Source organism: Photobacterium satsumensis (assembly GCF_050336935.1).
GTDB classification, from domain to species: domain Bacteria; phylum Pseudomonadota; class Gammaproteobacteria; order Enterobacterales; family Vibrionaceae; genus Photobacterium; species Photobacterium satsumensis.
The window spans coordinates 103,479-116,929 of record NZ_JAKJSK010000008.1 but is presented as its reverse complement, the minus strand read 5'-3'; the positions used below and the strand labels follow the sequence as shown (position 1 = coordinate 116,929).

Sequence of the window (13,451 nt, the reverse complement as noted above, 5' to 3'; positions counted from 1 at the left end):
AAGAAGGCCGCATATTGCGGCCTTATTATGTTTAAGAAGCGCGGTGGTTACTGAGTCCGAATTTCTTGATTTTACGGTATAAGGTCGCAATACCGATCCCTAGCTCATCTGCCACCATCTTGCGGTTGCCCAGTCGGGATATCGCCTCTTCGATACGTATCTTTTCCATCTCTTCCAAACTCATTGAGCAATCGTCACTCAATACTTCCTGTGGGATGGCGCACTCAGGTGTTTGCTCAAAGTAAGGAGGAAGCAAATCGACGTCGATTTGGTCACCTTCAGGGACAACATTGACGAGATATTCCACTAAATTGCTTAGTTCACGCACGTTACCCGGCCAGTGGTAGACATTGAGACGACACATGGCCTCGGCACTGATCCCTGGATATGTCACACCGATTTTTTGGGTGTGGTGTTCGAGGAAGTAATTTATCAGCAGTGCAATATCCCCTTCACGTTCTTTCAGCGGCGGTAGGTGAATTGGGATCACGTTAAGTCGATAGTAGAGATCCTCACGGAATTTGTTGGTAGCGATCATTTCACTGAAATTGCGATTGGTAGCCGAAATAATACGAATATCCACCGGAACGGCTTTATTCGAACCAATAGGCATCACTTCCCGCTCTTCCAACACGCGTAATAGCTTGGCCTGCAAGGTCATCGACATGTCGCCAATCTCATCCAGGAACAAGGTGCCTTTGTTGGCGGCTTGGATCAAGCCGGTTTTGCCTTTGGTGGAAGCGCCGGTAAAGGCCCCTTTGACATAACCGAACAGTTCGCTTTCCAATAGCTGGTCGGGGATAGCAGCACAGTTGATAGCAATGAAAGGGGAGCGACCACGATCACTTAAATTATGTACCGCATTGGCAATGACTTCCTTACCGGTACCGCTTTCACCGTTGATCAACACACTTGATGGGCTGTTGGCGATACGGGTGATCAGTTTTTTCAGCTGACGCATCTTGGTACATTCCCCAATCACCGTCGCGAACTGGGGTTCATGGTCTGGGATCATCAATGCGCTATTAGGTTGGTGATACGCCATAAGGAAAAGCTGATGGCCGTGGGCATTGTAAAATTGCCCGACTAATAATTCCTGCCGACCATCCAGTGAAATAATATGTTGCTGGTGGCCTTTCATTTCATTGTTGTGAAGGGACAACGGTTGAATATTTATTTCAATGCTGCGCAAGGCATCCAGCGTTATATTTAAGTTATTGAGCGCCGGCTGGTTGCCGTATTTTACCCGGTTGGTTTCATCAAGAACTAATACGCCCTGGTCCATGTTTTCAATAAGATTAGTAAACACCTCATCGAGACCTTCACTATTACTGTTTTTCTCAACAACTTTAGATACCACAATTTGGGCAATATGTTTGATGTAGTCGGAGAAAAGCTGCACATTATCTTTGATCCGCTCGCGAGATTCTTCGGTAAATGCCACCAAGCTGATCACGCCCAAACAACGATCTTCAATCATGATTGGCACACCCAAAAAGGCCATTTCACGGCACCCATTCTTGTTAGTGCACCCTTCGCATAGGGGATCAGTTCGTGATTTTACGACAACCTTTTCTTCATGTGTTTCAAGGATGTACCTGAATATTCTTGAACTGGTATTTTGTTTTTTTCCAAAAAACTTACTATACGGACCAGTCCCTGCAATTCGCACCAAATCGGCATCGACCACTTCGGCATCGATTTTCAATACCGCCGACAGCATCTGCGTAAAGCGGAGGATGGTTGGTTGCAACTGCATTAATTCTGATGGTCTTGGTGTATTCAGCATATTGACTGGCTTATTCCTTTAATGACCGAATTAACATAAAGAAAAACCCTGTCATGCTGTTTGATATGTGTCAGGGTTTTTCAAATGAACATTTTGAAAAGAAATATTTTGCAAGCAATGTCACACGGGAATATCAATATGATAATCCCCCTTTTTTATCACTATCATTTTGGTCTCAGGGCGTGATACCTCGGTGATAGCGATCTTTTAACAACATGCCTTATCGTGGTTTTCAAAAAATGAATATGACGAGTTAAACCCTTTGTGAATGCGGCCTGTAGAAGAGGGAAGATAAATTATTTTCCGTAAAACGACTTTTGGCACAGTTATTGATTGTTAGTTAATTAAGTACGAAATCATATAACTTTGTTAACCCTTAATTTAAGCCTGAAGATTAATAGACACTTTACCTTTTGCCTGCAATCTCAATGCCTTAAATAAAAAACCAAAGAATGACTGCTGATTGAGCAATGCTAAAGGCTGTCATAAACCATTAAGTCGCTGGTCAGTGATGTAATGCGCTGCCAGGGAAGAATAACAATTGAAACCGGGAATAAATCATGAAGAGCATTAACGAACTTATCAAGGAAATTAACGAGCTAAAATCTGAACTACATGACAAAGACTTTTTGTTGACGTGGGAGCAAACCCCGGAAGAGCTTGAACGTGTATTGAAAACGGCCCAAGCCCTAAAAGCGATGCGTCAGGAAAATATTGCCACTAACGTGTTTAACAATGGCCTCGGAATTTCCCTATTCCGTGATAACTCAACCCGTACTCGCTTCTCATATGCTTCAGCCATCAACATGCTAGGTCTTGCCCAGCAGGATTTGGATGAAGGCAAATCGCAAATCGCTCACGGTGAAACCGTCCGTGAAACAGCCAACATGATCTCTTTCTGCGCTGACGCCATCGGTATTCGTGACGATATGTACCTAGGCGCGGGTAATGCCTACATGCGTGAAGTCGGTGCGGCACTGGATGACGGTGTGAAAGAAGGCGTGCTACCTCATCGTCCTGCACTGGTTAACCTACAGTGTGATATCGACCACCCAACCCAGTCTATGGCTGACTTGGCATGGTTGGAAGAACACTTCGGTGGCTTGGATAAGCTGAAAGGTAAGAAAATCGCCATGACATGGGCTTACTCGCCAAGCTACGGTAAACCACTGTCAGTACCTCAGGGTATTATCGGCCTGATGACCCGTTTTGGTATGGACGTTACGCTGGCTCACCCTGAAGGCTATGACCTGATCCCTGAAGTGGTGGAAGAAGCGCGTAAGAATGCGGAAGCATCTGGCGGTAGCTTTACTCAAGTTGCCAGCATGGAAGAAGCATTCGAAGATGCCGATATCGTGTATCCAAAATCTTGGGCGCCTTACCAAGTCATGGGCCGCCGTACCGAACTGCTACGTGCTAACGACCATGATGGTCTGAAAGCACTGGAACAAGAATGTCTGGCGCAGAATGCCAACCATAAAGATTGGCATTGCACAGAAGAAATGATGAAGCTGACCAAGGCAGGCGAAGCATTATACATGCACTGTCTACCAGCGGATATCACCGGTGTGTCTTGTGAGGAAGGCGAAGTGGAAGAGTCGGTATTTGAGAAATACCGCATTGCGACTTACAAGGAAGCCAGCTGGAAGCCATATGTGATTGCGGCCATGATCATGAACCGTAAATACCAGGAGCCAGGTCTTATCCTGCAAGAGCTGCTGAACGATGCGAAGAAGCGCGTTAAATAACGCTGTCGCATTACTCACTTTCACCTGCCTTGACGATACTTTCTAGGTGTTAGCAGGGCAGGGAAAACCTAGTCGATCTATCTGTATCTTTATGCTTGGGTCATGCTAGCCCACTAGCGGGGGGAATACCCTTGGGTTATTTAATAAACCCCCGCTTTTTTCTTTCTCTTATTTTTACGAGGTCTGGTCGTGTCTACGTTCACTCTAAAAATGGAGATCGCCGATAACCGCCACTATAACGGTCAGCTTTCTCCACTATTCACCGCCGCCGAGGCGGAAAAAGCCCGTGCTTTCCACCAAGCTGTGGAAGGATACCAACCGACACCATTGCACTCTCTCGATGGCCTGGCCAAAGCAATAGGTGTTGGAAAAGTCCTGGTTAAAGATGAAGCCTACCGCTTCGATTTGAATGCTTTCAAAATGCTGGGGGGCGCATATGCGATTGCCCGCCTGCTGTGTGATGAGTTCAAGCTCGATATCAATGCTTTTGATTTCGGCAAGCTGAAAAACGACATCACCGAAAAAATGACCTTCGCAACCGCAACCGATGGCAATCATGGCCGCGGTGTTGCGTGGGCTGCCAATAAGCTCGGTCAGAAAGCCGTGGTGTACATGCCAAAAGGCGCAGCTGATGAGCGTGTTAACAATATTCGTGCCTTGGGTGCCGAATGTATTGTCACCGATATGAACTATGACGATACCGTGCGCCTTGCCATTAAAACAGCCGATGAAAACGGTTGGAAAGTGGTGCAAGACACTGCATGGGAAGGGTATACCGAAATCCCTACCTGGATCATGCAAGGTTACACCACCATGGCGGCAGAAGCCGTTGATCAAATGAAAGCCATGGCTGTTGAACGTCCGACTCACGTTTTCCTTCAAGCAGGCGTCGGTGCGATGGCCGGTGGCGTGCTTGGCTACCTTTGTGACCAGTACGGACCTGATAAATTGCACTCAGTTGTTGTCGAGCCGGATCAAGCTGACTGTATCTACCGTTCTGGTATCAGTGAAAAAGGTGAAATGATCAATGTCGATGGCGATCTTGCCACCATCATGGTCGGCTTGGCCTGCGGTGAGCCAAACCCTATTGGCTGGCCTGTTCTTCGCGATTGCTCTACCCAGTTTGTTTCTTGCCAAGACAGTGTCGCGGCACTCGGTATGCGCGTTTTAGGCAACCCGCTAGGCAGCGATCCAAGGGTGGTTTCTGGTGAGTCAGGTGCTGTCGGTGCTGGTTTACTTGCTGCAGTGCACTTCCATCCAGAAAAAGACAAGCTGATGGAAAAACTGGGTCTCAACAAAGACTCGGTCGTGCTGCTGATTAACACCGAAGGGGATACCGACCCTGTCCATTATCGTGAAGTAGTGTGGGGCGGTAAGCATCAAACTGTTTGACCGTTTATTTTTTGCTAGTTAGCGCAATGCCTGAAAACAAACCTTTTTAATTTTGTGCCTTGTTGGTGTCATCAAAAGACAGGGTGCCGTGAAAATCGATCATACCGAGTGTGATGACCACCGCTCGGTTCAAGGAGAATTATAATGAATGTCCCATTTGCCCAAGTACTGGAAAAAGCCCAAGAATACAAAGCGGATATGACCCGCTTCCTTCGTGACATGATTGCTATCCCAAGTGAAAGTTGTGATGAAGAAAAAGTAGTACTGCGCATTAAAGAAGAAATGGAAAAAGTCGGTTTTGACAAAGTGGAAATCGACCCAATGGGCAACGTACTGGGCTGGATTGGTCACGGCCCTCACCTCATTGCGATGGATGCACATATCGATACCGTGGGTGTCGGCAACATGGAAAACTGGAACTTCGACCCATATGAAGGTATGGAAGATGACGAAGTGATCGGTGGCCGTGGTGCATCGGATCAGGAAGGCGGTATGGCGTCTATGGTTTACGCCGGTAAGATCATCAAAGATCTAGGCCTAGAAGACGAATACACCCTGTTAGTTACCGGTACAGTTCAAGAAGAAGACTGTGACGGCCTGTGCTGGCAGTACATCATCCAGGAAAGCAACATCCGCCCTGAGTTTGTGGTATCCACAGAGCCAACAGATTGTCAGATTTACCGTGGTCAGCGTGGCCGTATGGAAATTCGTGTTGATGTTTCAGGTGTGAGCTGTCACGGCTCTGCCCCAGAGCGTGGTGACAACGCTATTTTCAAGATGGGCCATATGCTAAGCGATATCGAGAAGTTGTCTGCCAACCTTGGTGATGACCCATTCCTAGGCAAAGGCACATTAACTGTTTCTGAAGTGTTCTTTACTTCACCAAGTCGCTGTGCGGTTGCTGATAGCTGTGCTGTTTCCATTGACCGCCGTTTGACTTGGGGTGAAACATGGGAAGGTGCAATCAAGGAAATCGAAGAGCTGGAATCTGTTAAAAAATTCGGTGGCAAGGTGTCTATGTATGACTACGACCGCCCAGCGTACACCGGCTTGGTTTACCCAACCGAGTGTTACTTCCCTGCTTGGGTTATCGATGAAGAGCATGTTGCCACTAAGACGCTAGAAGCCTCTTACGAGCTACTGTTCGACAAGAAACCAACTGTTGATAAGTGGACCTTCTCTACCAATGGTGTTTCTATCATGGGCCGCTACGGTATCCCAGTGATTGGTTTCGGTCCTGGTAAAGAGCCAGAAGCTCACGCGCCAAACGAGAAGACTTGGAAAGATCACCTAGTCACTTGTGCAGCAATGTACGCTGTTATTCCTCAGATGTACCTAAAAGAGCTGAAGAAGTAAAAACGTGACGAGTAGGGCATTACGCTCTCTATGCTCTACCTGTCCACCCTTTCCGTCCTGGGGGCGCCAACCGCTCTGCCTAACGTTGGCCACATATCCCCCCCAGGATGGATTTCTTGTTTATACCCAAGCTACCTCTGAACCCTGCATCTTGAAGTAGCGTGGCTATATAGGCAGGTGTTTTCTGTTTCTTTTGTCCATGAGTTCGAGTTGAAGACCTTAGTGGGCAAAATAAACAGTTAATAAGAACAAAGCCCTTGATTGGGTTTGCTGTAAGGCAGAGAGTAAATCGAAGGAATAGAATATGTTTTCAGCGGCTTCGAAAAAAACATCAGAGTCCCAAGCGGCCATTTTGACGCAGCCCCGTCCGGGGACAATGTTGATCCGCCAAGGGATAGTGGTCGATCACTTGCAGGCTCAAAAGGCCGACATCCTTATTGTAGACGGCAAGATCGCCGATATTGCCCCTGAAATCCACATCATCCCCAAGCAGTGTGAAATTATCGAAGCTGCTGGTTTATATGTGATGCCGGGCGGCATAGATGTTCATACCCACTTCAACATCGATGTGGGTATCGCCCGCAGCTGCGATGACTTTTTTTCCGGAACCCGATCGGCAGCCTGTGGCGGCACCACTATGGTGGTTGACCACATGGGGTTTGGCCCTAAAGGATGTAGCCTCCATCATCAGCTTGATGTCTACCAGCAATATGCCAAGGAAACAGCAGCGATTGATTACAGCTTCCATGGGGTGATCCAGCATGTCAATGATGACATCCTCGGTGAAATGGCGTCGATGGTAGAAAAAGAGGGCATTTCCAGCTTCAAGTTGTATCTTACCTACGGCTATAAGCTTGATGATGAAGAAGTGCTGAAGGCGTTGATGCAGCTGAAACAAGTTGGTGCGCTGGCAACTGTCCATCCCGAGAACGATGCAGCGATTGCCTTGCGACGTTCGCAATTGCTTGAGCAAGGCAAGACTGAACCTAAATACCATGCTGTGAGCCGCCCGCTGGAATGTGAAGCGGAAGCCATTGCCCGGATGATCAACCTTGCCAAGCTTGCGGGTGATGCCCCGCTGTATATTGTCCATCTTTCTAATGGACTGGGTCTAGATTACACCCGCCTGGCGCGTGATAACCATCAACCAGTGTGGGTTGAAACCTGCCCGCAATATCTGATGCTCGATGAGAGTTGTTACGAGCGGGAAGATGCGCTGAAGTACATTCTAAGTCCGCCACTGCGTCCGTCGGTAGAGCGTGAGAAGCTCTGGCTGGGGCTAGTGGATGGCAGTATCGACACTGTTGCTACCGACCATTGTGCATTTACCTATCACGAGCAAAAACAGCGTGGTAAAGATAATTTCAGTGCCTGTCCAAATGGCATGCCCGGCGTTGAAACTCGTATGCCGCTGCTCTTTTCCGAAGGCGTGATGAAAGGCCGCCTCAGCCCGAGCCGCTTTGTTGAGTTAACCAGTTATCTACCTGCCAAGTTGTTTGGCCTCTATCCACAGAAAGGGGCGTTGCAGGCGGGATCGGATGCCGATTTGGTGCTGTTTGACCCAGAACAGCACGTCACGATTACCCACGATTTAATGCACGACAACGCAGATTATACCCCGTTTGAAGGTATCCAAACCCAAGGCTGGCCGGTAATGACCGTCAGTCGTGGCGACGTTGTTGCGTGTAATGGCGAATTTACGGGGAAAGCCGGGAATGGCCGCTTTATTCGCCGAAAACCGTTCGATGCCAGTGCGTTATAAGCCTCAATAGCTCAAGAGAAGATCTGGTTTAGATCATTGTCGAGCGGGTAGGGGGAGTAGCCCCGAAATAACAAGGATAATTCAAGGAGTAATTATGAACACCCCAACCAAGAAGAGTACTGCCGTTGTCGCCCTAGGGGGAAATGCGCTGTTGCGCCGTGGCGACGCACCAAGTTTTACCAACCAGCTAGCTAATATCAAGATTGCCGCCAAAGCGATTGCGGAAATTGCCAAGGAATACCAGGTGGCGATTGTTCATGGTAACGGGCCTCAGGTAGGCTTATTGGCCCTACAGAATCTGGCCTATGACAAGGTTCAACCTTACCCACTGGATGTACTGGGTGCCGAAAGTGAAGGCATGATCGGTTATATGCTGGCGCAAGAGCTGCAAAACTTGATGCCAGAAACAGAAGTCACCAGTCTGCTTACCCGCATCGAAGTTGATCCGAATGATCCGAGTATGCTGGATCCAACCAAGTTTGTTGGGCCGGTCTATAACGAAGAAGAAGCGGGTATTCTAGCGGAAGCGAATAACTGGACCATGAAACGTGATGGTGAGTTTGTTCGCCGTGTTGTGCCATCGCCAAAGCCACTCAATATTCTCGATAAGAAATCGATCGAAACGTTGTTAAATGCTGGTGAGATAGTCATTTGCTGCGGTGGCGGCGGGATCCCTGTGCGTAAAACAGACTACGGCTTCACTGGGGTAGAAGGGGTGATCGACAAAGATCTGTCTGCCACCTTACTAGCCAAGCAGCTTAAAGCCGACAAGCTATTGATTCTAACCGATGCCGACGCGGTTTACCTAGATTGGGGCACAGAAAACCAGCGTGCCTTGAGGGCAACAACCCCGACACAGTTGAGTGAATACCAATTCCCTGCTGGTTCAATGGGGCCGAAAGTAGAAGCCGCAGCCGACTTTGCCCAGTTCGGCGGTAGAGCTTATATCGGCGCCTTGGAAGAAGGGCTGGATGTACTGGCTGAAAAAGCAGGGACCTGTGTTAGTGCGTAGATGCTAGTGGTTTCACTTTCATTTACTTATATAACTGCAACCCAATGACTTGGGTTGCAGTTTTTATTTGTGTCGAATAACATAAGTGATATTCGTCCAGATGAGAACGATAATAAATTATTTATAATCGTTTATTATAAAAATATTGCTTGCTGATATCATTTAACGATAAAGAGTCTCTAACATAAAATAACTGATGATAACGAACATTACATCTAAAAATGAAATGAACAACAAATATAAAATATATATGTGATGCTTGAAGCAATATTTCAATGATGGTGTTGAATAAATACTGTTCTAATTGCAACATGAAATAAATAAAGACGTATCGGCGGATGAAGGCACTCGTTAGGTAGATAGCATCTACTCACCTTCGAAGGGCCGATATTGTAAGAAAAACGGCCTTAGCGCCGTTTTTTTTGGGCTGAATTCCGAGAGGTAGTAATGACCCCTTTATTTATGAAAAGTCAAGAAGGTATAGTCAATGACGTTTTTGATGAAAAAACGACAACGTCAGTCAGATTTTTAACTGCATTACAGCACATACTTACAATGGTGCCAGGCACTATTGCTGTACCGATAATTTTAGCCAGTGGATTAAATTTAGATGCGGAATCGACATCATTTTTAATCGCCGCCTCACTGTTAACCAGTGCAATAGCAACAGCTTTACAAGTCTATTCTATTATTCCGATGGTTGGTTCTAGACTTCCAATCGTATTAGGTTCGGCATTTGCTCCGCTTGGTGCAATGATTATGATTGGAAATGAACACGGTTTAGCGACTATGTTTGGCTCGGTCATTGGTGCAGGATTTTTGATGTTTGCAATATCAATGAGATTTGATCGGATCGTACAGCTATTTCCTCCGGTTGTCGTGGGGTCCTTCGTCACTTTAATTGGCATTTATCTAGCTCCTCTTGCACTGGCGAATGTTGGTGGTGGTTATGGAAATCCAAATTTTGGTTCTATCGATAACCTATTCTTAGGCTTCTTAGTCTTAATAATAACGTTATTTACCGGGCATTTTGGCAAAGGATTCATCAAGAATATTTCATTACTGGTTGGTATCGTAGCTGGTACAATTATTTCAGTTCCTTTTGGTATGCTTGACTTAACGGGAGTAAATAATGCGCCTTGGTTCGCTTTTATAACTCCATTTCACTTTGGCCTTCCCGAGTTTCATTTACCTTCAATCATTATTTTAACAATATTCTGTATTACTAACTTTATTCAATGTATAGGTGTCTATTCAATTGTTGGTGAACTTTACAATACGAATATTACGATAACGACAAAAGTCAATGGACTGCGAGCGGTAGCATTATCACAAATTATTTCAGGGGGCCTTAATTCTTCGCCTTCAACCATGTTTAATGAAAATGTTGGTCTTTTAAAGATAACAGGCGTGAAAAGCCGAAGGGTTATTCAGGCAATGAGTCTTTTACTCATTGTTTTAGCATTATGTCCAAAGTTTTCTATGCTCATTACCGCTATACCCAATGCTGTAATAGGGGGGGCAACATTAGCATTGTTTGGTGTGATTACCAGTGCCGGGATAGCAATACTTTCAACCGTGAAATTAAATGAAAATAATAACTTTACAATAATTGGGACGAGCATTTCTGTGGGAGTCGGTGCAACGTTCTCTAATGGTCTATTTGACTCCCTTCCTGCAAGCTTAGGAATGTTATTAAGCAATGGATTATTTATGGTGTGTTTTACAGCCATATTACTAAATACAGTTTTTAACTACAAAAAGGAAAGTAATAATGAATGAAATTACTGAAAAACTACTCAAAAGGTGTGTTGAGCTCTCAAAAGAGTCGGTTGCAAGCGGAAATAACCCTTTTGGAGCCTTGCTGGCAGACTCAAGTGGCAACATCTTAATAGAGTCAGGCAACATTGAAGTGACTGAAAAAGACATCACGGGCCATGCTGAAACGACGGTCGCAAAATATGCGGGTAAAAAGTTCTCAAAAGAGTTTCTATGGAACACAACGCTTTATACAACTGCTGAGCCTTGTGCGATGTGTACTGGTGCCATTTACTGGGCCAATATAGGTAATATTGTTTACGGTATTGATGAGCGTCAATTGCTTGAACTAACCGGCAGCAATGAAAAGAACCCCACTTTCGATTTGCCCTGTAGGGATGTTATTGCTAAAGGTCAAAAAGAGATATCAGTCGTCGGCCCAGTTGCTTCTGAAACCCTACAGAAAGAAATAATAGAGCCTCATATAGGCTTTTGGGATTAAAGCACAGGAGCGGTTACCAAAGGTAGCCGCTTCTGTTCATTCATTAATGTTGCTCAATGAGTTCAATGAATTTAGTCACTAACGGATTAGGCTTGCGTCCATTCCAAATCACACCGACTTCCCAGCTTGTATGATCCCCTGGTAGGGGGATAAACCGAATGTTTGGCTGACTAATTACCTGAGTGCTGGCAGTTACAATGGTATAACCCAAACGTGCAGAGACTAATGCTAGCAAAGTAAGAATATCGTCCGCCTCTTGTTCTACTTTAAGGTTACGTTGTTGGGCGAATAAGAACGTTTTAATTTGTTGGCTAAGGCCAGGGCCTCTGGAAGGGTTTAGTTGTAAGTATGGGTAATTAGATAAGGAATCCCAAAGCTTCTTTTCATGAATTAACTCATCTTTATGGATTGCGACCACCAAGTGATCGCAATATAGCTTTACGGCTTTAAGAGGTGGCTCAACGGGTAAACGATTGAAGCTAAGTTGCAACTCGTCGTTTAACAGGCTTTCTCTTTGCTTCTCGGAAGGAATATCGTTGAGGGTAATATTCACTTTGGGATAATGCTGCTTGAACTCAGCAATGTATGTTGGTGCTTGATGGTAAGTCGACACACCAAAGCCAATTTTTAAATAGCCACGAGCGCCTTCGACAACTAAACGTGATAGCCCTTCGAAGCTCATCATGCTTTTCACCAATTGCTGGGCTTCAGGAAGTAGCACCTCACCGATAGGTGTTAATTTTGCACCCTGCCGGCCACGCTGGAAAAGTTCAGTATTGAGGTATTCCTCTAGGCGTTGGATTTTTTTGGTCAGAGCTGATTGGGTGATAAATAAATGTTCAGAAGCTATCCGATAATTTCCATCTTGTGCAAGCTGGCAAAAAGCTTGCAATTGGTCATGATTCATTCCAATTACTCATTGAAGATTGAGTTTCTTTCATTATAAGGAATGGAAAGTATTTTCTAAACTGGCTTCATCACAAAGCAAAGGACAAGAACGAGTTAAGTATGAGAGATATCCGTGTTGCCTCTGTGCAATTTAACCATCATGCCAACAACAATAAATATAACCTTTCTGTTATCGAACACTACGTCGCTAAGGCCAGTAGCGAACAGGTGGAGATCATTGTCTTTCCTGAGATGTGTATTACTGGTTATTGGCACGTTTCTAAGCTGAGCAAGCAAGAGATTGAAGGCTTGGCAGAGCCCATTCCACAAGGCCCTTCTACACAATCACTGTTGGCATTGTCAAAAGCACATAATATGAGTATCGGTGCTGGGTTAATTGAGCAGGGTGAGGACGGAAAACTATATAACACGTTTGTTTTGGCTATGCCTGATGGTAAAGCGGTAAAGCACCGCAAATTACACACCTTCGTTAGCCCGTATATGAACAGTGGAAATGAGTATACGGTAGTGGATACTCCACACGGATGTAAGGTTGGGATCTTGATTTGTTGGGATAATAACCTAGTTGAGAATGTACGCATTACCGCACTTAAAGGGGCACACATCTTAATAGCACCCCATCAAACTGGTGGCTGTAACTCTAGAAGCCCAAATGCAATGGGACTTATAGACCCTGATTTATGGCATAACCGTGCCAGCAATCCTGAGGCGATTCGTGCTGAGATGCAGGGGAAAAAAGGACGGGAGTGGTTACTGCGTTGGCTACCGGCCCGAGCGCATGACAACGGCTTATTTCTTATATTCAGTAATGGTGTTGGGGTCGATATGGATGAAGTCAGAACGGGTAATGCAATGATTCTGAATCCATATGGAGAAATTCTTGTCGAAACAGATAGTGTCGAAAACGACATGATCGTCACAACTTTGCAAGCGAAAGAGTTAGAAATGTGTACAGGAAAGCGCTGGATCCGTGGACGTCGCCCTGATCTCTATCACCCTTTAACAAAGGCGCTTGGGCATGAATTGGATCCCCATCAGGCGAGGTTCTCAGAAAAGTAGCCGGTAATAGATTGCCAATTCAGCCAATATTCTCAAAACATCGAATAGTCATTAAGTATCTGTACTGACTATTCGATCATCTCCGGTGTTATCATACCCTTAATAATCAGAATTCAACCTCGGCGAAACAACTTTTGAGTAGCGCAATTTTCCATCGCGGTCGG

The 13,451-nt window shown here is 45.7% G+C and carries 10 protein-coding genes; 8 read left to right on the top strand and 2 right to left on the bottom strand.

All coding sequences use genetic code 11. The features are described from left to right. Window positions 1-31: 31 nt before the first annotated feature. The gene (locus tag L4D79_RS16720) at window positions 32-1,789 is read right to left on the bottom strand and encodes a sigma 54-interacting transcriptional regulator (RefSeq protein WP_428652709.1); all 1,758 of its coding nucleotides are present in this window, start codon (window positions 1,787-1,789) and stop codon (window positions 32-34) included. 560 nt (window positions 1,790-2,349) lie between these two features. On the opposite strand from L4D79_RS16720, the gene ygeW reads away from it, so the two are divergent. From ygeW to L4D79_RS16685, 7 genes are all read left to right on the top strand, one after another. After that, window positions 2,350-3,537 carry a knotted carbamoyltransferase YgeW gene (gene ygeW / locus L4D79_RS16715; RefSeq protein WP_428652708.1) on the top strand — a complete coding sequence of 396 codons (1,188 nt, stop codon included), beginning with the start codon at window positions 2,350-2,352 and terminating at the stop codon, window positions 3,535-3,537. Between the two features lie 189 nt (window positions 3,538-3,726). Next, complete coding sequence (gene dpaL, locus L4D79_RS16710) at window positions 3,727-4,929, top strand: diaminopropionate ammonia-lyase (RefSeq protein ID WP_428652707.1); 1,203 nt, start codon at window positions 3,727-3,729, stop codon at window positions 4,927-4,929. Between the two features lie 144 nt (window positions 4,930-5,073). Continuing rightward, window positions 5,074-6,285 carry a YgeY family selenium metabolism-linked hydrolase gene (locus L4D79_RS16705; protein WP_428652706.1) on the top strand — a complete coding sequence of 404 codons (1,212 nt, stop codon included), beginning with the start codon at window positions 5,074-5,076 and terminating at the stop codon, window positions 6,283-6,285. Between the two features lie 304 nt (window positions 6,286-6,589). Then, window positions 6,590-8,047, top strand: a complete 1,458-nt coding sequence (gene hydA, locus L4D79_RS16700) for a dihydropyrimidinase (protein WP_428652705.1) — start codon at window positions 6,590-6,592, stop codon at window positions 8,045-8,047. 94 nt (window positions 8,048-8,141) lie between these two features. Continuing rightward, the gene (gene arcC, locus L4D79_RS16695) at window positions 8,142-9,059 is read left to right on the top strand and encodes a carbamate kinase (RefSeq protein WP_428652704.1); all 918 of its coding nucleotides are present in this window, start codon (window positions 8,142-8,144) and stop codon (window positions 9,057-9,059) included. Between the two features lie 462 nt (window positions 9,060-9,521). After that, window positions 9,522-10,841 carry a uracil-xanthine permease family protein gene (locus L4D79_RS16690; RefSeq protein ID WP_428652703.1) on the top strand — a complete coding sequence of 440 codons (1,320 nt, stop codon included), beginning with the start codon at window positions 9,522-9,524 and terminating at the stop codon, window positions 10,839-10,841. Beyond that, window positions 10,834-11,319: a nucleoside deaminase gene (locus tag L4D79_RS16685; protein WP_428652702.1), complete on the top strand. Its 486-nt coding sequence runs from the start codon at window positions 10,834-10,836 to the stop codon at window positions 11,317-11,319. The genes L4D79_RS16690 and L4D79_RS16685 overlap by 8 nt, the downstream gene beginning before the upstream one ends. 43 nt (window positions 11,320-11,362) lie before the next feature. On the opposite strand, the gene L4D79_RS16680 is transcribed toward L4D79_RS16685, so the two are convergent. Then, window positions 11,363-12,226, bottom strand: coding sequence for a LysR family transcriptional regulator (locus L4D79_RS16680; protein WP_428652701.1), 864 nt, complete (start codon window positions 12,224-12,226; stop codon window positions 11,363-11,365). A gap of 101 nt (window positions 12,227-12,327) precedes the next feature. Between L4D79_RS16680 and L4D79_RS16675 the strand changes: the two genes are divergently transcribed. After that, window positions 12,328-13,287, top strand: a complete 960-nt coding sequence (locus L4D79_RS16675; RefSeq protein ID WP_428652700.1) for a nitrilase family protein — start codon at window positions 12,328-12,330, stop codon at window positions 13,285-13,287. Window positions 13,288-13,451: the final 164 nt, after the last annotated feature.